This is a genomic window from Bifidobacterium catulorum, assembly GCF_003129925.1.
In the GTDB taxonomy this organism is placed as follows: Bacteria; Actinomycetota; Actinomycetes; order Actinomycetales; family Bifidobacteriaceae; genus Galliscardovia; species Galliscardovia catulorum.
The window spans coordinates 112,921-135,836 of the sequence record NZ_QFFN01000004.1 but is presented as its reverse complement, the minus strand read 5'-3'; the positions used below and the strand labels follow the sequence as shown (position 1 = coordinate 135,836).

The 22,916-nt window shown below is 61.0% G+C and carries 19 protein-coding genes; 8 read left to right on the top strand and 11 right to left on the bottom strand.

The window, feature by feature from the left end; translation table 11 throughout:
* From DF200_RS03135 to dnaA, 10 genes are all read right to left on the bottom strand, one after another.
* On the bottom strand, positions 1–596 hold a 596-nt coding region (locus DF200_RS03135; protein WP_170112474.1), incomplete at its 3' end, for a helix-turn-helix domain-containing protein.
* A gap of 252 nt (positions 597–848) precedes the next feature.
* Positions 849–2,099 (bottom strand): restriction endonuclease subunit S, encoded by a 1,251-nt coding sequence (locus DF200_RS03130; protein ID WP_109136836.1) that lies wholly within the window; start codon positions 2,097–2,099, stop codon positions 849–851.
* 226 nt (positions 2,100–2,325) lie between these two features.
* Positions 2,326–3,432, bottom strand: a complete 1,107-nt coding sequence (locus DF200_RS03125; protein ID WP_109136835.1) for an Abi family protein — start codon at positions 3,430–3,432, stop codon at positions 2,326–2,328.
* A gap of 378 nt (positions 3,433–3,810) precedes the next feature.
* On the bottom strand, positions 3,811–4,347 hold the full coding sequence (locus DF200_RS03120; protein WP_109136834.1) for a DUF3566 domain-containing protein: 537 nt from the start codon (positions 4,345–4,347) through the stop codon (positions 3,811–3,813).
* A gap of 17 nt (positions 4,348–4,364) precedes the next feature.
* Entirely contained in the window at positions 4,365–7,061 is a 2,697-nt protein-coding gene (gyrA, locus tag DF200_RS03115) for a DNA gyrase subunit A (protein ID WP_109136833.1), read from the bottom strand.
* Positions 7,062–7,308: 247 nt separating this feature from the next.
* Positions 7,309–9,378, bottom strand: a complete 2,070-nt coding sequence (gyrB, locus tag DF200_RS03110) for a DNA topoisomerase (ATP-hydrolyzing) subunit B (RefSeq protein ID WP_277724805.1) — start codon at positions 9,376–9,378, stop codon at positions 7,309–7,311.
* Positions 9,379–9,748: 370 nt separating this feature from the next.
* Positions 9,749–10,285, bottom strand: a complete 537-nt coding sequence (locus DF200_RS03105; protein WP_109136831.1) for a DciA family protein — start codon at positions 10,283–10,285, stop codon at positions 9,749–9,751.
* Positions 10,282–11,505: a DNA replication/repair protein RecF gene (gene recF / locus DF200_RS03100; RefSeq protein ID WP_109136830.1), complete on the bottom strand. Its 1,224-nt coding sequence runs from the start codon at positions 11,503–11,505 to the stop codon at positions 10,282–10,284. The genes DF200_RS03105 and recF overlap by 4 nt, the downstream gene beginning before the upstream one ends.
* 115 nt (positions 11,506–11,620) lie before the next feature.
* Positions 11,621–12,745: a DNA polymerase III subunit beta gene (gene dnaN / locus DF200_RS03095; RefSeq protein ID WP_109136829.1), complete on the bottom strand. Its 1,125-nt coding sequence runs from the start codon at positions 12,743–12,745 to the stop codon at positions 11,621–11,623.
* A gap of 505 nt (positions 12,746–13,250) precedes the next feature.
* Positions 13,251–14,924: a chromosomal replication initiator protein DnaA gene (gene dnaA / locus DF200_RS03090; RefSeq protein WP_109136828.1), complete on the bottom strand. Its 1,674-nt coding sequence runs from the start codon at positions 14,922–14,924 to the stop codon at positions 13,251–13,253.
* 373 nt (positions 14,925–15,297) lie between these two features.
* Here dnaA and rpmH point away from each other — a divergent pair, with 373 nt between their 5' ends.
* From rpmH to DF200_RS03050, 8 genes are all read left to right on the top strand, one after another.
* Positions 15,298–15,432: a 50S ribosomal protein L34 gene (gene rpmH, locus DF200_RS03085; RefSeq protein ID WP_109136827.1), complete on the top strand. Its 135-nt coding sequence runs from the start codon at positions 15,298–15,300 to the stop codon at positions 15,430–15,432.
* Between the two features lie 66 nt (positions 15,433–15,498).
* Entirely contained in the window at positions 15,499–15,933 is a 435-nt protein-coding gene (gene rnpA, locus DF200_RS03080; RefSeq protein WP_109136826.1) for a ribonuclease P protein component, read from the top strand.
* The gene (gene yidD / locus DF200_RS03075) at positions 15,930–16,316 is read left to right on the top strand and encodes a membrane protein insertion efficiency factor YidD (RefSeq protein WP_109136825.1); all 387 of its coding nucleotides are present in this window, start codon (positions 15,930–15,932) and stop codon (positions 16,314–16,316) included. Before rnpA ends, yidD begins: the two co-directional genes overlap by 4 nt.
* Positions 16,313–17,344 carry a membrane protein insertase YidC gene (gene yidC / locus DF200_RS03070; RefSeq protein ID WP_109136824.1) on the top strand — a complete coding sequence of 344 codons (1,032 nt, stop codon included), beginning with the start codon at positions 16,313–16,315 and terminating at the stop codon, positions 17,342–17,344. Before yidD ends, yidC begins: the two co-directional genes overlap by 4 nt.
* 155 nt (positions 17,345–17,499) lie before the next feature.
* Positions 17,500–18,081 carry a Jag family protein gene (locus DF200_RS03065; RefSeq protein ID WP_109136823.1) on the top strand — a complete coding sequence of 194 codons (582 nt, stop codon included), beginning with the start codon at positions 17,500–17,502 and terminating at the stop codon, positions 18,079–18,081.
* 176 nt (positions 18,082–18,257) lie between these two features.
* The gene (gene rsmG / locus DF200_RS03060; RefSeq protein ID WP_109136822.1) at positions 18,258–18,935 is read left to right on the top strand and encodes a 16S rRNA (guanine(527)-N(7))-methyltransferase RsmG; all 678 of its coding nucleotides are present in this window, start codon (positions 18,258–18,260) and stop codon (positions 18,933–18,935) included.
* Positions 18,936–19,428: 493 nt separating this feature from the next.
* Complete coding sequence (locus tag DF200_RS03055) at positions 19,429–20,433, top strand: ParA family protein (RefSeq protein ID WP_109136821.1); 1,005 nt, start codon at positions 19,429–19,431, stop codon at positions 20,431–20,433.
* Between the two features lie 2 nt (positions 20,434–20,435).
* Positions 20,436–21,824 (top strand): ParB/RepB/Spo0J family partition protein, encoded by a 1,389-nt coding sequence (locus DF200_RS03050; RefSeq protein WP_109136820.1) that lies wholly within the window; start codon positions 20,436–20,438, stop codon positions 21,822–21,824.
* Between the two features lie 132 nt (positions 21,825–21,956).
* Here DF200_RS03050 and trxB read toward each other — a convergent pair whose 3' ends face one another.
* Positions 21,957–22,904, bottom strand: coding sequence for a thioredoxin-disulfide reductase (gene trxB, locus DF200_RS03045; RefSeq protein ID WP_109136819.1), 948 nt, complete (start codon positions 22,902–22,904; stop codon positions 21,957–21,959).
* Between the last annotated feature and the right edge of the window lie 12 nt (positions 22,905–22,916).

Here is a 22,916-nt window from a genome sequence, read left to right as displayed (position 1 = left end):
TCCCCGTGGCCCTGATGCATCCACACGACCCTGCCGCGGTCGTGGTCGACGACGACCGTCATGTACTTGTGGCCCTTTCTGTAGCTGGTCTCGTCCACACCGATGGAACGCAGCTGATCGAACAGACCCGCCCCCTGTTCGGCCCGCAGGTCGTCGGCGACCCTCCTGCACACGGGCCCCACGCTCTTCCAGTCGACGCGCGTCAGCGCCGACACGGCGCTGCGCGGCGCGTGCACGCTCAGCCACGCGACCTGTTGTTCGAAGTCGTACGTGTACGCGCTCCTGCGTCTCGCCCACGGCACCATCGCGACCGTCACGCCATGCCCGGCGCAGGCCACGCGCCGCGGCGCGTACTCCAGGAAAAGCCTCGCGCAGCCGATGTCGAGATGCCGCCATCGTCGCGTGGGCAGACGGTCATACGGCCGGCCATGCCCGCCGCATTCGGCGCACCGGCCCGTGTCCCTCGCATACGGGCGGACCGGGACGACGACGATCTCACGGCCGGCGCGATCCCGTTCGATGCGGGGCGTGCCGATCACGACGTTGGCGGGCAGATGCAGCATGCGCTTGAGCGCGCCGGCTGATATGGTGGGCATAGGCGTTCCCCTGTTCTTCGGTTCCATTTCTTGGCGGAAACAAACCTAACAGGCGAACGCCCCTTCCATACCCGCACACACAAAAGCCCCGGCCACGACGCCGAGGCTCAACACCCCACCACACAAACTGGCGAAGGCTCGTAAATTTCAGGTTTGGCAGGCACTCAAACTTGAAAACACCACTATGCCATCAACAACACGTTCAACCATTCCTCCTCAACTTCTCCTGACGGAGGGAGAGACGGTACCGCCTCAGATTCCACTCCGGAACACGCGGGACTGTAGGGAGGCGAACAGCTCCTCGTCGAGGTCGAGGGCCCGCTCCACCTTCCTACGCGACGCCTCGATGGCGGCTACCCGCTCCGCGAACTCACGCTGGAGGGCGAGGGGAACGAATTTCACCGGCAGGTCCAGCATCTTCTTCTTCGTTATATTCACCATGCTGCTGTGAGCACCTGTAGCCATGTCACGAATCCTCTGACGCACGGGCCCGCTAATCAGCAACTGCCACAGGAAAACAGGATTACAAGAAGACTCTTCGATGTCGGCTTTCCATAACAAATCAGGAAGAAACACGTTATCCGACACATCCCAGACATATCCTGCAGAACCCACAAGCTGCATCGTGTTCTTCCGATTGATAAGGACATCTCCCACCTTGACCCGGTGTGCTTCCTTCGGTACATATCCAGCGGGAAGATACTTCACTTGGTTCCCATCAAAACTATTAGCAGCAACCGCGCTCGTTTTAAGAACCGTGTTATCGGAAAGCTCATCACTCACAAGGCTCTTCCCCGATACGAACTCTCTCACATATCGGACGAGACGAACTTTCTCAGTGACATTACCGAACATCTCTGCGAAGAGGGAGCGTGGGAGTTCGTCGTAGGCGGCGAGGACCTGACGGCGCTTGGTACGGATGGCGTCGGCGCGGTCGAGGATGGAGACGATACGGCGCTGCTCATCCAACGGCGGAAGTGGGACGGGGAATGCGAGAAGCTCATCCTCCCTGATACGTTGCCGGTTGGTTATGCCTTTGCTGTGTTGCTGAATGACGCGCTGCAACTGACCAGTCCGGAAGAAATGCATCAGGTAATCAGGAAGAATTCGTTCCTCGTCCATGCGGAATACCGGGAAATCCTTACTGACCACGGCTCCGTCGAGTTCCTCCGGAACAATGGCGAATGCGTTGTTCCGTGCATCGATGCGTGAGTAGATCAACTGTCCGGCGTGAATGCGGTATCCCGTAAACGCCACCGGAATCTTGCCATCCTTGATGGGACGCTTCACAGCTCCGCCACACTTGGAACGCACCGTCACGAACGTCTCATTGACGGTATCGGTAATACGCTCGGGCACGACGTCCAGCATCAGCAAATCCTTAAGCTTCACCATGCGGGGTGTCGTCTCTCCCTCAGTCTCGCTGCACTCGACAGCTCCCTCATCAGAGGGAGCCGGCTCCGTCGCCTGCGCCGTGTCGTCAATCCCGTCGTCGTTCGTCATGGCCCCCACTGTACCGGTCGGCACGAATCACGATTCACACGGTTTCCCGTCTGTCTCATGAAAGAGCACTATAAGGAGGCAAGCGCTGTTTTCGTGGATTAGGGGATTGATTTCAGTATCCGTATGTCAAGGCTGCCAACTATCGATGCAGCACAAACCTCCCGAAACGTAGCATGTCCGCCTCATGAAAAAGTCGGACACATCAACAAGCCGAATGGCATCACGACTAGCAGGCTGCATCCTGACCAAGACGAGCCTTTCTGCTGGCGCGCCTTCTTCCGTGACGCACAGGCTTTCTGTTTGGCTGTTCCAAGATATGTTGCTGAGTCTTCGTTAGCGTTCCAGCATCGCGATTCCTGTTGAACTCCACGATGCTGGAAAGCAGCAACTGAATGGCGTCCAGTCGCCGTACGAGATGATTGCAACCGCTCTCCGGATCCCGATACCATTCCCCATGCCGCTGCATTCGCGTTAGAAAACCATCAATCTGCTCTATAACATGAGAACGCATTCCTCTGCTTTTGACAAGGTTGGCATGAGCAAGTAGAACACATGCGAAATCATGGATCAGCGGATCCGTCTTTGCGAGTTGAAGAGTGGTTTCGACAAGTTCCGTCTCATCAATCAGAAGTCGTCGAAGCATGACATTCAGATCTTCAGTCTGATTAACCTGTTCCGAAGGTGGTATGAGCAGGCAATTATGATGCGATGCTGCGTTCCGCAACAGACGCACTCCGTACAGCAGCGAATAGGTGGCATCTTGAAATTGCCGATGCCGTAGGAACGACCGATAGCAGTGGATGAGGTTGTTGAGCGTACAGGTCTCCCAGAACAGCCATATTGGTTTGCTGTCGAGGTACTTGTCAATCATGCCCGCGGTATATATGGACTTCTGATAATTCCCATCGGAATCGTATGTTTTCCCTTGGCGCGCATAAAACGTCCGCTGATCCCGTTCATAATCGCGTATCACCTTATAACCGTCTTCATTTACGCGAGAGATGAGGTTGTTGAAACGTATCCGAAGCGCATGTTCGATATCTCCCGTCATGCGCAAGATTAAAACCCTCAATTCGAAATCGATGGTAGACAGATCCTGCAGATAGGCGAAATCCAAATTACGGTATACGCCGTTGGCATCATGCTGGAAGTTGTTGTCAAACGCCTTGAGCTTGAAGAAGTAGGTATTGTCTTGAAGAAAACGCTTGGCGTCCTCTCTGCTGCACTTCTGGAACGTAACGCCATGCTGAGCCATGACATTGCACTGTTCCTCCGCGGTCATTGCGTTGCGCCGGCGTCCCGGCGTTGGAGTATCGGCTCGTACGCCAGCCATCGCCTCTCCTTTTCAGGAAAAAGAGAAAGCGGGCGGATCCGTGAGAATCCACCCGCTTTCTGGGAGACCGCTTCACGCTACGAAAGAGCCGGTCGAGTCATCCCTCGTTCATGTAATGAGTAACAATAGCATTTTCTGACTTTTTATTCCACGATTCGGCGTTTCTACTATATATAGCTGATATTATATCCAGTTTTACTATATGCAGTGTTTTGCATACATATATTTCAAGTCGTCAATCCCATCGTCGTTCGTCATGGCCCCCACTGTACCGGGCGGCACGAATCGACATCCCACGGTTCCTATCCGTGGCATGTCGACAAACGTAATGAAAAAGGCGCTCCCGTAGGAGCGCCTTTGAGAAGGGGATGTCGGGCGTCAGTCGTCGCCGAGCGTCAGATGGACGCCGCCGACGAGAGCGCTGACGAGGTTGTAGATGAACGCGCCGATGGTGGCGAGCACCGTGATGAGCACGACCTCGAAGATGGAGAAGATCGTGGTCACGCTCAGCACCTTGCTGAGGCTGAGGAATCCGGCGACGTCGACACCGCTGCTGTCCAGACCCGTGGTGGACACGATCTGCGTGATGTTGTCGAACAGGCCGATGGAGTTCAGCAACGCCCACACGGCGGCCATGGCGACCACCTGGATGATGCCGCCGGCGATGGCCAGCAGGAAGGACACCTTGGTGACCGACCATGGATCGATCTTGGTCAGCGACAGCTTCATGCGGCGTGCGCGCGGGATGCTGGACTTGCGTTCGCCCGGCTGCTTGCCGGCACGGCCGTTGTTCGGCTTGAACGAGGCGGGGGCCTCATCGTGCTGCTGGAGATTGTCCTCGGAAATCAGCTGGTTGGATGCAGCGGAGCGGGACGTACGCGCCTCGCGAGGCTGTGGCTTGGACTGTTCGCTCATCGATTCTCCTTCAGATCTCATTCAGCGCTGTCTTCTGCTGCACTGAGGTTACCAGCATTTTCGGACGTGGGAGCCTGTGCGGACGGCGTTTCCACGGTTTCGCCATCGTTCGCGCCGGAGCCCTGAGCCACCGCGGAATCCTCGTCAGCATCGTCATCCCGCTCCGCATTGCGTGCGATGGAGAGGATCTCGTCGCCCTTGTCCGGCTTGGCGAGTGTGACGCCCTGCGTGGTGCGGCCGGTGCGTTTGACCTCGGCAACGTCGGAGCGGATCACCTTGCCGGACTTCATGATGGCCATGACCTGGTCCTCCTCGTTCACCACGAGGGCGCCGACCAGCGAGCCTCGGCCTTCGGCCAGCTGCACGGCCTTCACGCCGTAGCCGTTACGGCCCTGCAGACGGTATTCGGAGATGGCGGTGCGCTTGGCGAAGCCCTCGTCGGTGACGACGAGCAGGTCGTCACCGGACTGTTCGGGGACCACGTCCATGGCGAGCAGCTCGTCGCCGTCGCGGAACTTCATGCCCTGCACGCCCGCGGTCTGGCGTCCCATGGGACGAAGCTGGCCGTCGTCGGCGGAGAACTTGAGACTCATGCCCTTGCGCGAGACGAGGATGATGTCGTCATCGGCGTTGCACAGCGCGGCACCCACGAGCTCGTCGTTCGTCCCGTCCCCGGATTCCATGAGCCGTACGGCGATCAGGCCGCCCTGACGCGGGGAATCGTATTCCGCGAGACGGGTCTTCTTGACCTTGCCGCTGCGGGTGGCGAGGACGAGATAGTCGGCGACCTCGTAGTTCGGGATCGACAGCACCTGCTGGATCTTCTCCTCGGGGGCGAGCTGCAACAGGTTCGCCACATGCTGGCCCTTGGAGTCGCGGGAGCCCTCGGGAAGCTCATAGCCCTTGAGACGGTACACGCGGCCCGCGTTGGTGAAGAACAGCAGCCAGTTGTGCGTGCTGGTGAGGAAGAAGTGGTCCACCACGTCGTTCTCACGCAGACGCGCTCCCTTGACGCCCTTGCCTCCACGGTGCTGTGCACGGTATTCGTCGGCCTTGGTGCGCTTGATGTAGCCGGAGTGCGTGACGGTGACGACCACGTTCTCCTCCGCGATCAGGTCCTCCATGTTCACTTCGCCGGAGAACGGGAGGATCTTCGTGCGACGGTCGTCGCCGTACTTGTCGACGATCTCGTCGAGCTCGTCGCCCACGATCTGGCGCTGGCGTTCCGGCTTGGCGAGGATGTCCTCGTAGTCGGCGATCTTGCGCATCAGCTCGTTGTGCTCATCGAGGATCTTCTGGCGTTCGAGCGCGGCGAGACGGCGCAGCTGCATGGCGAGGATGGCGTCGGCCTGCACCTGGTCCACGTCCAGCAGCTCCATGAGCCCGCTGCGGGCGGCCTCCACGGTGGGGGAGCGGCGGATGAGGGCGATGACCTCCTCAATCATGTCGAGCGCCTTGAGATAGCCCTGCAGGATGTGGTCGCGCTCCTCGGCCTCGCGCTTGAGGTAGCGGGTGCGGCGTTCGATCACTTCGAGCTGGTGGTTCACCCAGTGGCGGATGAACGCGTCGAGGGAGAGCGTGCGCGGCACGCCGTCCACGAGCGCCAGCATGTTCGCGCCGAACGTCTGCTGCAGCTGGGAGTGCTTGTACAGGTTGTTGAGCACGACCTTCGGCACGGCGTCGCGCTTGAGCACGAGCACGAGGCGCTGGCCGGTGCGGCCGGAGGTCTCGTCACGCATGTCGGCGATGCCCTGGATCTTGCCGTCACGCACTCCTTCGCGGATGGAGGCGGCCAGACGGTCCGGGTTCACCTGGTACGGCAGCTCGGTGACCACGAGGCACATGCGTCCCCTGATCTCCTCGGTGTTGACCACGGCGCGCATGGTGATGAGGCCGCGACCGGTGCGGTATGCCTGCTCGATGCCCTTGTGGCCGAGAATCGTGGCGCCCGTGGGGAAGTCCGGCCCCTTGATGATGCCGATGAGCGCGTTGAGCAGCTCCTCGCGGCTCGCGTCCGGATGGTCGAGCGCCCAATGCACGCCCTCGCCCAGCTCCCGCATGTTGTGCGGCGGGATGTTCGTGGCCATGCCGACTGCGATACCGGATGAGCCGTTCGCCAGCAGGTTCGGGAAGCGCGCGGGCAGCACGGTCGGCTCCTGCGTGCGTCCGTCGTAGTTGGGCACGAAGTCCACGGTGTCCTTGTCGATGTCGCGCACCATCTCCATGGCGAGCGGCATCATGCGGCACTCCGTGTAACGCATGGCGGCGGGCGGATCGTCACCGGCCGAGCCAAAGTTTCCCTGACCGTCGACCAGCGTGTAGCGCATGGACCACGGCTGGGCCATGCGCACGAGCGAATCGTAGATGGCGGCGTCGCCATGCGGATGGTAGTTGCCCATCACGTCGGCGACCGGTCGGGCGCACTTGGAGTAGCCGCGGTCGGGCCGGTAGCCGCCGTCGTACATCGCGTACACGATGCGACGGTGCACCGGCTTCATGCCGTCGCGCACGTCCGGAAGCGCTCGTTCCACGATCACGGAGATGGCGTAGTCGAGGTACGACTGGCGCATCTCCTGCTGGATGTCGGTGTGCTGCACGCGGTTCTCGTCCAGTACGAGTTTCTCGCCTGCCTGCGGGCTGGTGGGCTCCATCGAGCGTTCCGCACGCTCGTCGTTCTGCCCGGTCTCGCCGTCGTTGTTGTTTTCGTCTGCCACTTGGTTGTCCTTTTTGTATTGGTCGAATCCAGGACCTCCCTCTGACGAGGGAGGTGGCACGCGAAGCGTGGCGGAGGGAGAGATCGTGGCCATCAGGCCCGCGAAGCCGTCGAATCAGCCTTCGGCTGATGCTTTTTTCGGCTTCGCTGCGGTCTCTCCCCCAGTCAGCTACGCTGACAGCCCCCTCGTCAGAGGGGGCTCTTGGATGGGGTCACGCGTCGATACAGTGCCATCTGCTCATCTCCGCTCACGCGTCGATGAAACGGACGTCCTTGGCGTTGCGCTGGATGAAGAGGCGGCGGGGCTCCACGTCGTCGCCCATCAGCATGGAGAACGTCTCGTCCGCGGCGGCCGCGTCCTCGATGTGGATCTGCTTGAGGATGCGGTGCGTGGGGTCCATGGTCGTCTCCCACAGCTCCTGGTACGTCATCTCGCCCAGACCCTTGTAGCGCTGGATTCCCTCGCCCTTGGGCAGCTGCCGGCCGGCGGCCTTGCCCGCGGCGAGCTTCTCGTCGCGCTCGGCGTCGGTGTACACGTAGTCGTGGTCGCCTCGCGTCCATTTGAGACGGTACAGCGGCGGCATGGCCACGTACACGTATCCGGCGGTGATCATCGGCCGCATGTAGCGGAAGAACAGCGTCAGGTTCAGCGTGGCGATGTGGGCGCCGTCCACATCGGCGTCGGCCATGATGATGACCTTGTGGTACCGCACCTTGGAGATGTCGAAGTCCTCGCCGTAGCCGCCGCCCACCGCGGTGATCAGCGATTCGATGGTGTCGGACTTCATGATGCGGTCGATGGATGCGCGTTCCGTGTTGAGGATCTTGCCTCGGAGCGGCAGGATGGCCTGCGTCTCCGGGTTGCGGCCCTGGATGGCGGAGCCGCCTGCGGAGTCGCCCTCCACGATGAACAGCTCGCATTCCTCGGGGTTGCTCGACTGGCAGTCCTTGAGCTTGTCGGGCATGCCGGCCGTCTCGAAGATCGACTTGCGGCGCGTGGATTCGCGCGCCTTCTTGGCGGCGATGCGGGCGCGGGACGCCTCGATGCCCTTCTGCACGATGAGCTTGGCTTCCTTCGGATGCTCGCCGAACCAGTCGGTCATCTTCTCGGTCATCACGCGCTGCACGAAGGTCTTGGCCTCGGAGTTGCCGAGCTTGGTCTTCGTCTGGCCTTCGAACTGCGGGGTGGTGAGCTTCACGGAGATGACGGCGGTCAGGCCCTCGCGTACGTCGTCGCCGGAGAGGTTCTCGTCCTTGTCCTTGAGGATGTTCTTCTCCCGGGCGTAGCGGTTCACCAGGCCGGTGAGCGCCGCGCGGAAGCCCTCCTCGTGGGTGCCTCCCTCGGTGGTGGAGATGGTGTTGGCGAACGTGTGCACGGATTCGGAGTACGCGCCGGTCCATTGCATGGCGATCTCGGCGGAGATGCCGAGCTTGAGGTCCTCAGCCTCGATGTCGATGATGTCGTCGACGACGGGCGCGGCCTTCTTGGCCTTCACGAGGTATTCCACGTAGTCGCGGATGCCGTTGGCGTACCGGTAGGTCACGGTCTGGTGCCGGGGCTCCGCGGCGTCCGAGTCGTCGCCCGCCACCTCGTCGCCCGCCTCGTCCTCGTGGCGCAGGTCGGTGAGGGAGATCCTCAGCCCCTTGTTGAGGAACGCCATCTGCTGGAAGCGCGAGCGCAGCGTCTCGAAGTCGTATTCGGTGGTCTCGAAGATCGCCGGGTCGGCCCAGAACGTCACGGACGTGCCGGTGTGCTCGTCGGCGCCCATCGGCTCGCCCTGCATGAGCCTGCCCTGCGGCTTCTGGTCGATGTAGGTCTGCGCCCAGTGGAACCCCTGGCGCCGCACCTCCACGTCCACGCGGGTGGAGAGCGCGTTCACCACGGAGATGCCCACGCCGTGCAGGCCGCCTGAGACCGCGTATCCGCCGCCGCCGAACTTGCCGCCGGCGTGCAGCTTGGTCATCACGGTCTCGACGCCGGAGATGCCTTCGCCCGGCACGATGTCGACGGGGATGCCTCGTCCGTCGTCGACCACGCGGATGCCGTTGTCCGGCAGGATCGTCACCTCGATATGCGTCGCATAGCCGGCGAGCGCCTCGTCGACGGAGTTGTCGACGATCTCGTAGACGAGATGATGCAGGCCCCGCGGACCGGTCGATCCGATGTACATGCCCGGTCGGATGCGCACGGCCTCAAGGCCTTCGAGCACCTTGAGGTCGCTGGCGTCGTAGTGCTTCGGCGCGAGCGAGTCGTCAAGCTGGGCATCCTCAAGCCGGTCGTCGTTCACGGAATCGTCGTTGCGGGATTCAGGTGATATGGATTCGGGCGGATTCTGGGTCTGGTCTGTCACCAACTGTCCTTTCCAACTAGCCCTGGCGTCGCGGAGGCGCAAACCGGCGTTTCAGACGTCCTGCAAGGCTTTTTTTCAAGGTGCCATGCCCAAAATCTCGAAATATGGGGCCTTCCGCGCGCTTTTAATGCTGACTATAGGGTACTAGCCAACAGGGACATTATGCCGTCCTGAGCCGCTCTACGCAAGACTTGCGCATGAAAGGGACGGGCCTCGGAAACTTGGTCGAACCGGTCACCAAAACTGTAACTTGGTAGATTCGGTCACGAACCGGCTGTTTTTCGTCCCTTTATGAACGGATCTGCCAAGTTCCCAGTTTTACGTACGGACCACCTAATCAGTACCGGCCCCTGGGCCGCCACTGGCCGGTGGCGCGGTCGTTGGCGCCATGCTTGAACGTGCCGGAACGCGGTCCGGTGACGATGATGCGGTCGAGTGGCATCCCCGGCAGCCGTTCGGCGATCTTCCGCTGCATCTGGGGGATCATGTAGGTCAGCTGGGTGGCCCAGATCGTCGATTCGGCGCGGATGGTGAGCACGCCGTCGCGGTACGACGCCACACGGGAGTGCTGCGCGATGCCGGAACCGACAACCTGGTCCCAGTGCCGCCCGAGCTGGGCGATCATGAGATGCGGCTTCCAGTTGCCCTCCTCGGCGATGCCGGCGACCACGGCCCCGAACGGACTGGGGTCGCGTCCGGGTTTGCCGAAGTTCAACCATGCCTGCCGCGAGCGTTCCCGACGCTTGGCGATGCCGGCGGCACGGTTGGTGTACCGTTCGAACACGGCCGTTTCAAGCTTGCGGGGGTCGAGGCGCAGCCGTTCCGCAATGGGCGCTCGACTGCCCTGCGACGGGGAGGCGCCGTTCCCGCTCACGCGTTCCTTCTCCCGGCCGCGGTGGCGACCAGCGCCGCCATCCGCGCATCCACGCCATCGCCGTCCGCATCGCCGCCGTCCTTCAGCCGTCCAACATCGATGCGGTGTGCGTCGAGCCCCTCCGGCATGTCGGTGGCGGCGGCCATGGTGATGAGCACCTGGCCCTGCCGGCGTGCGAAGTCCACGATCTGCCAGCGCCGGGATTCGTCGAGCTGCGCGAATACGTCGTCGAGGATGAGCAGTGGTTCGTCGCCTCGGGTGTCGCGAAGCAGTTCGAACAGCGCCATCTTCAGCGCCAGCGCCAGCGTCCACATCTCGCCGTTGGACGCGTACTCGCGTGCGGGCAGCCCGTTGAGCTCCACGATGACGTCGTCGCGGTGGGGACCGATGAGGTTCTGCGCGCGGGCCACCTCGCCCGGGTAGATGCGCTGGAAATGCCGGCTGATCGCCGCATGAATCTGCATGTCGGCGGCGGCATCGTCTGCGCCATCCCCTGCATGCATCACCTCGTCGAACGACGGCGCATAGGCGAGACGGGCGGACTGCCCCTCGCCGGCAAGCTCGCCGTAGATACGCGAGAACGGCGCGCCCAGCCGTTCTATGACGTGGGCGCGCATCCGGGTGACCGCCATGCCGGATTCGATGAACTGTCCGGTCCAGATCTCCAATCCGCTCAGCGCGACGTCGACCGGCTCTCCGGCCATCCGTCGCTGGCTGAGCTGGCGCAGCAGGGCGGAACGCTGCCGTGCGGTCTGATTGAAGCGCTGCAGCGCGTCGTAATAGTCCAACGTAAGCTGACTTGCCGCCTGATTGAGGAACGACCTTCTTCCGGCCGGATCGGCGGACACGAGACGCTGGTCCTCGGGGGAGAAGAGCACGGAGGGGACCCGGCCCACCACGTCACGCATGTACAGCGATTTGCCCGAGTTGATCCGCGCACGGTTCGATCCGCGCACGGGAATCGTCACCTCATACAGCGTCGTGGCGCCGTCGTCCTCCACGTTGGCGCGGATGGTCGCCCTGGATTCGTGCGCGCGGACGAGCGGCACGGACGAGGCTGCGCGGTGGCTGGAGCCTGTGGACAGCACCTCAAGGGCCTCCACGATGTTCGTCTTGCCCAGCCCGTTCGCGCCGAACAGCACGTTCAGCCCGGGACGGAAATCGACGACGAGCCGATGCCATGACCGGAAGTCGTCCAACGCCAATCGGGAAACGAACATCGTGAACCTGCATCCTCACTGCATAACCAACTGCACAACCATGCTTTTTTCCGTATACGGCGATGGTACGCATACCATCGCCGTCGTGGTAAACCCCTCTATCCCTCCGGCTGGATCAGTCGGTGAAGCGCATCGGGACAAGGAGATAGCGGTAGTCGAGGGACTCCTCGGAATCGGACTCCTGCTGCCCGTTGAATTCGACGGCCTTGACCGCGGTGGTCATCTTCATGCGGACGTACGGCTCGGCGATGGCCGAAAGCCCCTCGATGAGATAGTTCGGATTGAAGGCGACGGTGATGTCGTCGCCATCCATGTCGACCGGCAGCGATTCCGTGGCCTGCGACTCGTCGGCGGCCCCCGCGGAGAGCACCACCTCGTCTCCGGAGAACACCATGCGGATGGGGGCGTTGCGTTCGGCGACGATGGCCATGCGGCGGATCGAATCCAGCAGGCCCTGCCTGTCGAGCACGGCATGGATCGGATACTCGTCGGCGAACAGACGGTCGACGGCCGGGAACTCGCCGTCGATGAGCTGCGCGGTGGACGTGCGGCCGGCGTTCTCGAAGCCCATGAGCATGGGCTTTTCGGTGTCGAAGTCGAGCACGATGTTCTGGCTGGTGTTGAGCGACCGGGCGACGTCCCTGAGCAGCGCGCCGCGCACGAGCGCGACGGTGTCGAGCTCCGGATCCTGCGGGGTCCAGGTGAAGCTTGCGCGGGAGAGGCGGAAGCGGTCGGTCGCAGTCATCACGACCTTGTCCCCGGTGAACTGCATCTTCACGCCGGTCAGCACCGGGCGGCTCTCCTCGCGGGAGACGGCCACCGACGCCTGACCGATGGCGTGGGCGAAGGTGTCGGCGTCGACCTGGCCGAGCTTCGTCGGCACGACGGGAAGCTCCGGGTATTCGGTCTCGGGCATGAGCTGCAGCGAGAACGACGATTTCCCGGACGAGACGATGAGCTTGGAGCCTTCAGTGCTTAGATACGCCTTGTCGCCGGGAAGGCTTTTGGCGATGTCGGCGAGGAGTTTGCCGAGGACCACCGCCGTTCCCGGTTCGTCGACGCCGGCCTCGATATGGTGACGGGCCGAGACTTCGTAGTCGAATGCGGAAAGCTGTAGGGTTCCGTCGATCGCTTCAAGCTTCACGCCCGAAAGAATCGGTGTCGTAGGTCGGGCGGGGATGACACGGGATGTCCACGCCACTGCGTCGGCGAGCGCTGCGGAATCGATTTCTGCCTTCATTGCTGTTGTCCTCTGATCATTGGTTTTGAATGGGGATTGTTGAATCTGACTTCATTGTATGTGCTGTGCATGGGGCCGGGGATAACTATCCCCAGGTTTGTGCACCGGTGCTTGTCATGAGGATTATCATCTGAAGTATATAAACAAGTAATCGTCATAATAAGCGATGTGGATATGTGGAAAACTTACGATATCTCAATGATTGCAAAGTTTTCCACATCACTGTTCTTGTGGAAAACTCCGGGACTGCATGTGGATAAGTAGGCCGGTTTTCCACATTTGCACGGAACCCTTGACTTTTCAACATTTTCAAGTGATTTTTCCACGGCTTATCCCCGAGTTATCCACATAAAAACGGGCGGTTATGCACAGGGTTTTCGCGATGAAGTGGAAAACTATGTGGATAACTTGATGAAAAAATCTCCGCCTTCGGCGTGTTGAAAAATGTAATCCCCAAAACATGGAGTCTAATGAAAGTGGAGCCCAGCAAGCCCACATACGATGTTTATACCCCCGGGTTGGTGTGCTTCTTGATGCGGCCCGTCAGCTCGTTGACGTAGTTGTAGACCTCACGTTTCTGCGCCATGCCGGCCTGGATCTTCTTATAGGCGTGCATGACGGTGGAATGGTCGCGTCCACCGAAGATCTCGCCGATGTCGACGAGGGAAAGGCTGGTGAGCTCGCGCGTCATGTACATGGCGATCTGCCTGGCCAGAGCGACGTTCTTGGCCCTCCACGGACCGACAAGATCGTCGAACGACAGCTGGAAGTACGCGGCCACTTGGGTGATGATGTCCGTCGGCTTGATCTCCACCTCGGTGGTGAAGAAGTCCTGCAGCGTCTGCTCGGCCAGCATCCGCGTGATCGGCTGGTGGTTGAGGCTCGCCATGGCGCTGACGCGGGTGAGTGCGCCCTCCAGCTCGCGGACGTTGTCGGTGACCTGCTCGGCGATGAGCCCGAGCACGTCGTCGTCGACCTCCAGATTGGTGATCTGCGCCTTCATCCGCAGGATCGCGATGCGGGTCTCCACATTCGGCGGCTTGACCTCCACAGACAGCCCCGACTCGAAGCGCGATATCAGACGTTCCTCGAAGCCCTTGAGCTTCTTCGGCGCCACGTCGGACGCGATGACGATCTGCTTGTTGGCGTCGTGCAGCGTGTTGAACGTGTGGAAGAACTGCTCAAGCGTCGCCTCCTTGCCGCCGAGGAACTGGATGTCGTCGATGAGCAGCACGTCGACCTCGCGGTAGCGGCGGTTGAACTCGGCCATCAGGCTGTTCGACTGCGCCTCGCTCTGCAGTGATTCGATGAACTCGTTGGTGAACTCCTCGGAGTTCACGTACCGCACCTTCAGCGCGGAGTTCTCGCTCAGCGCGTAGTTGCCGATGGCGTTGAGCAGATGGGTCTTGCCCAGGCCGGAGCCGCCATACACACACAGCGGGTTGAACGAACGGCCCGGCGCCTCGGCCACGGTCATGGCCACGGTGCGTACGAAACGGTTGGAATCGCCGGGTACGAAGGTGGAGAACGTGGCGTTGCGGTTGAGATGGGTCTCCTCGTCCCTCGCCACCTTCTGACCGCCCACGGGGACCCCGGGGATGGGGATGGCACGTTCCCCGGCCGGCCCTGTCACGGGAACGTCCGCGAAGTCGTCCAGTTTCTGCTGCACGAACTTTCCCCCTGCGGGGGCGTCGACGAACGGCTTCCTCCGGGTCTGCGGGCGGGGTTTCGGACGGTCGGAGGCCTTCTGCCCCCTGCCGCGCGAGTCGTCGCGGCCGCGGTCTGCGTCGGTATGCTGCGTCCTGTGCTGCGGCGCCGTGGCGTTCTCCTGCTTCGCCGGCGTGGGTTCGGTCCTCGCCGGGGCCTCCTGCTCCTGCTCCGCCGGTTCGGGCCTCGGCGCACGGGGCGCATCGATCTTGATGAGCGGCGTGAGCGGGACGCCTCCGTTGGCCGCCTGCAGGGCCTGGAGGATGATGTCCTTGCTCTCTATGGTCTTGCGAGTGAACTCGTTCGACGCGTTCAATACGATCATGGAATCGAATACGCTGACGGGGGTAATATCCTCTATGCAGCTGATATCGCGCGCGCTGAGGCTGTCGTCATGCCGCAGGCTGCTGCACGCCAGGGTCCAGATACGGGACGCATCTGCTGCCGGCGAGGTGGCATCGTTCCGGACCATCGGTCTCTCCTTCCCGTCGATTTCGATTCAGATACACTTTTATACGCCCTTCAAAACGAGTTATCCACAAGCTCGCGTGTTGAAAACACTGAATTGTGAATAACATACCTGTAGTTTGTGGATAACACGGGTGTGATTTGTGGATAACTTTTCCCTGATTATCGTTGGGAAATCAACGTTTTTCCGCAATCGCCCAAGTTATCCACAATGGGCATTGTGGATAAATGTGGAAAAGGTGAATAACTTTGTGAATGTTCCATGGCCGTAGGGTTGCCTGCGGTTTGACTACGTACGGCGGGGCGTGTACTCTAGAACAGCTTGACTCATGAGGAGCCGCGCGTTAGCACGGCCAAAAACACCGGGAGCAAATATTATGAAGAGGACATTCCAGCCGAACAACCGTCGTCGCCACATGAAGCACGGATTCCGCACTCGCATGCGTACCCGTTCCGGCCGCGCGCTCATCAACCGCCGCCGCAACAAGGGCCGCAAGGTTCTTTCCGCCTGAGACTTTTTCGACGGCAACGCAACATTAGTCGGTAAACCGCAGACCAGAGAATCATCGGTTACTGAAGTGGAACGGCTGAAAAGCCATCGCGACTTCGTCGGCGTATTGAAAACCAGGGCCAAAGTATCCAGCAAGGATCTTGTGGTCCATTTTCATGTTCGTCCGCAGGACGGATCCGATGGAGCGGGGACAGGCGTCGTAGGCCCGGGGCCGAAGCGACGCCTCGGACTGGCCGTATCCAAGGCGGTAGGTAACGCGGTGACCAGGAACGCCGTCAAGCGCCGCTTCCGCGTATTGGCCCGGCAGCACGAATCGCTGCTGCCGGACTCATGCGACGTGATCATGCGCGCCAAGCCATCCACCCCCGGGACGGAGTTCGCTTCGCTCGACCGGCAGGTGGAGACGCTGTTCGCACGCGTGGCCCATCGGGCGGCGAAAGGGGAGACGGCTCCATCGGGGCGTCCCCATGGAATCAACCCAGGGGGCGAGACCAGGTCATGAGCATCATGGCCGGGGCGATGATTGGGGCGATACGCTGGTATCAGCGCAGGATATCGCCGTTGTTCGGCCCATGCTGCAAATACTATCCCTCCTGCTCGCACTATGCCGTCACCGCGATCCGTCGTTTCGGAGCGTTCCGGGGCGGCGTCCTCGCCACGCTCAGGCTGCTGCGTTGTCGACCGTGGAGCATCGGGGGAATAGACGACGTTCCACGGCGATTTTCCATATTCTATCGTTTTTCGTGGTCCAAGGCCCATGAGGAGCCTCGGCTGACGCCGCTGTATCACGAAGAGACATCAACGGAGCATAGCGTCAGCGGCGATAACCATGATGCCTCCGTTCCCTACGCTCCGTCGAAACCCATCAAGGAGGCAAATCCATGACGCCGTTGAATCAGAACGTGTTCTATCTGGATAACGCCAGCTTCTTCGCGTTCTTCTACAAGATCCTGTACCCCATCGAATGGCTGATGACCCATCTGCTGGTCATCTTCCACAAGGCGCTGACCCTCATCGGGTTCAAGGACGGGCCGGGCGCCGCATGGTGGATGTCCATCGTCATGCTCGTGATCTTCGTGCATCTGTGCATCCTGCCGATCTTCGTGCGGCAGATGAAGTCCATGCAGAAGATGCAGGCGATCCAGCCGAAGCTGCAGCACATCCAGGCCAAGTACAAGGGGAAGAACGATCCCGCCAGCCGCGAGGCCATGCAGCGCGAGACCATGAAGCTCTACCAGGACATGGGCGCCAACCCGGCCGGCTCCTGCCTGCCGATGCTCATCCAGTCGCCGATCTTCATGACCATGTTCTACGTGCTCTCGTCCGTGAGCTATGTGGCGCGCGGCGTCAAGGCGCCGTACGGCGCGTTCACCGTCGAGGTGGCCAAGGACTTCGAGGCCACGCACGTGTTCAACGTGTCGCTCGCCAGCATGTTCTCCACCTCCGCGGCCGACCAGCGCATCACCATCGGCGTCTTCATCGCTCTGATGTGCGGGCTCATGTTCGTGCAGCAGTACTACAATCTGCGCCGCAACCTGCCCCCGGAGTCCAAGCAGGGGCAGCAGTACACCATGCAGCGGTCGATGATGTTCATCTTCCCGCTCATGTACATCTTCTCCGGCGCCACGTTCCCGTTCGGCGTGCTGCTGTACTGGCTCACCAACAACATGTGCAACCTCATCCGCACGATCTGGCAGGTCGAGCACATGCCGACGCCGGGTTCGCCGGCCGCCGAGACCCGCGCCCGCCGCGTGCGCAAGCGCGAGGAGGCCCGTCGTGAACGCAAGGGCCTGCCCACCATCGAGGAGGAGGCGCTCGCCAAGGCCCGCGCGGCCGAGGCCGAACGCGCCGAGAAAGGACATCAGCGTCAGCAGCCGAACCGCAGGAAGAACAAGGCCAGGAAGAAGCGCTGACCCTCGTCTACCGACGGGCGGTTCCCACTACGACACGCCACGACGACACGCGTCGAAACTACGTACTTTCCCATGTTCCGACGCGTGTTCGTTCTGGTGTTGCGGGGGCGGTGCGATTACACTTGTCGGTATTGTGTGATTTGTAAGGAGTTTCAATGTCTCAAGCGGATGAGAGGACGATCGATCAGCTCAACGAGGAAGCTGATATCGCGGCCGACTATCTTGAGGGTCTGTTGGACATCGCCGACTATGAAGGCGACATCGAAATGGGTATCCGGAACAATCGTCCGGTGGTGCAGATCGTTGCGGACGACGACACCGACATCAAGCATCTCATCGGACGCAACGGCGAGGTCGTGGACGCCCTGCAGCAGCTGACCCGTCTTGCCGTGCAGCAGAAGACCGGCGAGCGTTCGCATCTGATCGTCGACGTCGGCGGGTTCCTCAAGCGCAAGCGCCAGCGGCTGAGGAACATGGCGCTCGACGCCATTGACGAGGTTCGCGAGACCGGCGAGCCGGTGTCCCTGGATCCGATGAACTCGTTCGAACGCAAGATCGTGCACGACGTCGTCCGCGAGGAGGGTCTGAAGTCCCGTTCCCACGGCGAGGAGCCTCATCGCTACGTCACCGTCTACCGCAAGGCCAAGGCCGTCGTCGATGATGCGGACACCGCTTCGGATGCCGTCGAGGCGGATGATTTCGATTCGGATAGCAGCGGCGATTACTCCGAGGAGTGACGTCACGCTTCACAGGGCCAGTCCGATGGGGCTGGCCCTTTCTGTTTCCATGGAAGATGCCGGCCGTCGAATTCGCCGCAAGACGAGGATGAAGTCGTCGTGTTGCGGCGATATCGACAAGTGACCGACAATGGACGTATGCACGATTGCCAGTACGAGAGGATAGAGGTGCGTATATGACAGACCAGCTTGATGGTTCCCCGCTCATCGCCGAGGTGCTTGGGCCGGCCGCGGAGCCATTGACGATATTCCACGCCAAACTTGAACGGGAGGGGGAGCCGCGCGGACTGATCGGCCCGCGTGACGTCGATATCCTCTGGGAGCGGCACATCCTGAATTCTGCCGCAGTCATCCCGTTCATCCTGGAGGCGTTGGGCGCGCCAGGAACCGGTATGAAGGACAGGGCCGGAGCGACGGGACGCATCGCCGACGTCGGCAGTGGGGGAGGATTCCCCGGTGTGATCGTGGCCGCCTGCCTGCCGCAGGTGAAGGTCTCGCTCATCGAGCCGATGGAGCGGCGTGTGGACTGGCTGAGCGAGGTCGTCGTTGAACTCGGACTGAAGAACGTGACGATTGTGCACGCCCGCGCCGAGGACGCCCCCAAACCCGGGGACGGATTCGATGTGGTGACGTGCCGTGCGGTGGCGCCGATGCGCAAGCTCGCGGGCTTCACCATGCCGTTGCTGCGTTCGGGAGGACGTCTCGTGGCGTTGAAGGGCAAAAGCGCGCAGGCCGAGATCGACAAAGGCATGAAGCTCATCCTGCGTGCCAAGGGTGTCAATCCTCGCGCGGTCGAGGCTCCCGTGGCGGATGGGCTCGAACCCACCCACGTCGTACTGGTCGATAAGAGGTAGGTCCGTGGGGCTCCGTTTCGGAGTCCGACTTCGTCATCGTCGTTTTTCCACATCCGATGGGCGTGGCCTCCGGGCGACCGTCCTCGGAAGGATGGCTGATGTAGGCGATGTTTCACGTGGAACGCGGGAAAGGCCTTTTGTTCCACGTGAAAACAGCCCTTTGTTTCGCTAGGCCACTATATATGGGAACAAGCCCTCATTGCAGTCACTAGATATGGCGTTTCGTAAGTTATCCACATGGCCTGTGGATGGATTGTGGATAACTTCGGCGTCCTGGGGTGTTTGAATATGATGGTTTGAAAACGTTGAAATTTCAACGTTTTTATCAAGTCTGGCACTAACGGAAAATGAGGCAAAATGTGGATTGTGGATAACTTATCCACAAGGTTATCCACATCAATCCACATTCGTCCACAATGGCGTGGGAGCTTGCGATATCGATGTGCAAGGGTGAAAATAGACTACTAGTTACAACACAGAAGAAAGGTGAACCATGGCCAATGTTTCACGTGAAACATCATCCGATAATGGTCGTGGCGATGTCATTGAGTCCGCTTCCGAGGTACTCAACCGCATATTCGGGTCGTCTTCTGGATTGGGAGCTCAGATTGTTGAACTGACCGAGCGTCGTCAACATCTCGAAGAAGAGACCTATCCTAAGCCCTCCACTATGCGTGTTATCGCCGTGGCGAATCAGAAGGGCGGCGTCGGCAAGACGACGACGGTGGTGAACATCTCCGCCGCGCTTGCCGAGGCCGGCGCACACGTGCTGGTCATCGACATGGATCCGCAGGGGAATGCCTCGACCGCGTTTAACGTGGAACATTCGTCCGGCAGCCCGTCCGTATACGACGTGCTGGAAGGGCGCATGACCATCGGCGAGGTCCGCCGTACATGCGAGGATTTCCCGAATCTCGACGTCATACCGTCCACCATCGACCTCAGCGGCGCCGAGCTGGAGATCGCCGGCATCGAGGACCGTACCATGCTGCTGCGCGACAGCATCGCCGACTATCTCCATGAGACGGGGGAGCATTACGATTACGTGTTCATCGACTGCGCCCCAAGTCTCGGGCTGATCGTGCTGAACGCGCTGTGCGCCGCACATGAGGTGATGATTCCCATTCAGGCCGAATACTACGCGCTTGAGGGACTCGGCCAGCTCATGAAGACCATAGGGCTGGTGCAGCAGACGCTGAACAAGCACCTCATCATCTCGACCATGCTGGTCACGATGTTCGACCGTCGCACCATCCTGAGCCAGGATGTCTATGACGAGGTGAAGAAGCATTATCCCGACATCGTGCTCGACACCACGATTCCGCGTTCGGTCAAGATCGCCGAGGCGCCGAGTTTCGGCAAGACCGCCATCGCGTATGATTCGAACGGTGCCGGCGCCATTTCATATCGTGAGGCCGCCTTGGAGATCGCCAAACGATCCGAGCATGTGTTGAAGACCATTTCGGCGCAGAAGAGCGCCCAGAAGAGCGGGGACTGATCATGGCAACGCGTTCACGTCGTTTGGGCAAGGGGCTCGGGGCATTGTTCCCCACGCTGCCGGGGGAGAACGAGGAGAAGGAAGTCGCCGACTCCGCGCCGGTCTCATCCTCCGAGGAAGCTCGGGACATCCGTCGAAACGCCGGCACGTCGGCGGATGATACCAAGGACAGGCTCTCGGCATCGAAGTCCGACGCCGAGGGGAACAAGGACTCCGGCGCGGCCGGACATGCCTCATCCGAGTCTGCCTCGTCTGCGGCTGCCTCGTCTCGCGATACGCCTTCCGATGCCGCACATGCGAAATCACGGAAGAGCAAACGTCCCAACATGCCGTCCCTGAAGGAATCCCTGCATCCAAGCGACATGTTCTTCGGGGGAGAGGACGCAGCAACATCCGGAGACACGGGATCGACGGCGCCGGTGAAGTCCGCAGCCGACTTCACCACGCCGACCGGCAGCCGGCCGCAGCCGGCAGCCATGAAGACCGCCGCGCAATCGGACGCCAAGACGAGCGAATCCGCCGATGAGCAGATGCAGCCGGTCGCCGGAGGATATCTCGCCGAACTCGACATCGACGATATCGTGCCGAACGACCATCAGCCCCGTCACGTGTTCAGCGAGGACGAACTGGAGGAGCTGTCGCGCTCCATCAAGGAAGTCGGCGTGCTCCAGCCCATCGTCGTGCGTAAGCGCGTGCAGCGGGCCGAGGAGAGCGGCAGATTGGTGCATTACGAGCTCATCATGGGTGAGCGTCGTTGGCGCGCCACTCGCCGTGCCGGGCTGAACGTCATTCCCGCCATCGTGAAGACGACCGCCGACGACGACATGCTGCGCGACGCCTTGTTGGAGAACCTGCATCGCGTGGCGTTGAACCCGTTGGAGGAGGCGGCGGCCTATCAGCAGATGCTTGACGAATTTGGTCTGACGCAGGAGCAGCTGTCCAAGTCGGTGTCGAAATCCCGACCGCAGATCGCCAACACGCTGCGACTGCTGCAACTGCCGTCCGGCGTGCAGAAGAAGGTCTCTGCCGGGGTGCTCAGCGCGGGACATGCGCGCGCGTTGCTGAGTCTTCCCACTACCGAGGATATGGAGAAGCTCGCCGATCGGATCATCGCCGAAGGATTGTCCGTCCGCGCCACGGAGGAGATTGTCTCGTTGGCGTCGCCGAAGCGTGCTGAAAAGAAGAAGCGAGCGAAGAAGCCGGATATCTGGGCGAATTCGCCGGCTGTGCATACGTTGGAGAACCGTTTCGACACGAAGGTCGCCATCAAGGGCACTGCCAAGCGGGGACGCATCGAAATCAGCTTCGCGTCGGAAGAGGACTTCAACCGCATCGTCGCTTTGCTGGGGGAGGAGAGGTCATCGACGTCAAACCCCGACGGATGGGTATGATCATTCCCGCGTATGATATGAGAATGCCGTTGTTTCACGTGAAACAACGGCATTCGTTTTTAATGTTTCACGTGAAACATAGGGCGAGCATCCATGTGTTTCATGGTGTTTCACGTGAAACAATCCGGTCGACTATGCGTCCTGTGAAACGAGATACGCTTGGGCGTCGAGGGCGGCACGGCATCCCATGCCGGCCGCGGAGATGGCCTGCCGGTAGACGGAATCGGCATTGTCTCCGGCAGCGAAGACGCCGTCGATCGACGTTCGTGTGGACGATCCGTCAACACGTAGGGTGCCGTCCTCGTTCCTCTCCAAGGCTCCTCCAAGGAAATCGGTCTGGGGGATATGTCCGATGGCAACGAACACGCCATTGGCGGGAATCGTTCTGATGTCACCGGTGACGGTGTCGGTCAGCTCCACTTCGGCGGCACCGCCCTTGTCGTCCCCGCGGATCGCCGACACCACGGCGTTCATGGCGAATTCGATCTTCGGGTTCTGCTTCACGCGGTCCACCATGATGCGGGAGGCGCGGAACGTGTCTCGACGATGAACGATGGTGACGGACGAGCCGAAGCGAGAAAGGAAATCCGCCTCCTCCATGGCCGAGTCACCGCCGCCGACAACGACGATCGGCTTGTTGCGGAAGAAGAACCCGTCACAGGTGGCGCAGTAGGAGACGCCTCTGCCGGAATACTCCCTTTCCCCGGGCACGCCGAGCTTGCGGGGTTCGGATCCGGTCGCCACGATCACCGCACGCGCCTGGTATTCCTTTCCGGAATCGGTGCGCATGGTTTTGATGTCGCCGCTGAAATCAACGGAGACGACGTCGTCCTGCACGAGTTCGGCGCCGAACTTCTTCGCCTGTGCGCTCATACGGTCCATGAGGTCCGGACCAAGGATGCCGTCGGGAAATCCGGGGAAATTCTCCACTTCCGTGGTATTGACGAGCTGGCCGCCGGGTGTCAGCGCCCCGGTGATGACCAAGGGACGATACCCCGCGCGGCCGAGGTAGATGGCGGCGGTGTATCCCGCCGGGCCGGAACCGATGATGATGGCGTCATGAATAAGCTGATCAGTCATGGTTTCACAGTA

Coding starts and splice junctions, on each gene's coding strand:
- DF200_RS03130 (WP_109136836.1), bottom strand. CDS start 2,099: ATGACGAACGACGACGGGATTGACGACACGGCGCAGGCGACGGAGCCG.
- DF200_RS03125 (WP_109136835.1), bottom strand. CDS start 3,432: ATGGCTGGCGTACGAGCCGATACTCCAACGCCGGGACGCCGGCGCAAC.
- DF200_RS03120 (WP_109136834.1), bottom strand. CDS start 4,347: ATGAGCGAACAGTCCAAGCCACAGCCTCGCGAGGCGCGTACGTCCCGC.
- recF (WP_109136830.1), bottom strand. CDS start 11,505: ATGTTCGTTTCCCGATTGGCGTTGGACGACTTCCGGTCATGGCATCGG.
- dnaN (WP_109136829.1), bottom strand. CDS start 12,745: ATGAAGGCAGAAATCGATTCCGCAGCGCTCGCCGACGCAGTGGCGTGG.
- dnaA (WP_109136828.1), bottom strand. CDS start 14,924: ATGGTCCGGAACGATGCCACCTCGCCGGCAGCAGATGCGTCCCGTATC.
- rpmH (WP_109136827.1), top strand. CDS start 15,298: ATGAAGAGGACATTCCAGCCGAACAACCGTCGTCGCCACATGAAGCAC.
- yidD (WP_109136825.1), top strand. CDS start 15,930: ATGAGCATCATGGCCGGGGCGATGATTGGGGCGATACGCTGGTATCAG.
- yidC (WP_109136824.1), top strand. CDS start 16,313: ATGACGCCGTTGAATCAGAACGTGTTCTATCTGGATAACGCCAGCTTC.
- DF200_RS03065 (WP_109136823.1), top strand. CDS start 17,500: ATGTCTCAAGCGGATGAGAGGACGATCGATCAGCTCAACGAGGAAGCT.
- rsmG (WP_109136822.1), top strand. CDS start 18,258: ATGACAGACCAGCTTGATGGTTCCCCGCTCATCGCCGAGGTGCTTGGG.
- DF200_RS03055 (WP_109136821.1), top strand. CDS start 19,429: ATGGCCAATGTTTCACGTGAAACATCATCCGATAATGGTCGTGGCGAT.
- DF200_RS03050 (WP_109136820.1), top strand. CDS start 20,436: ATGGCAACGCGTTCACGTCGTTTGGGCAAGGGGCTCGGGGCATTGTTC.
- trxB (WP_109136819.1), bottom strand. CDS start 22,904: ATGACTGATCAGCTTATTCATGACGCCATCATCATCGGTTCCGGCCCG.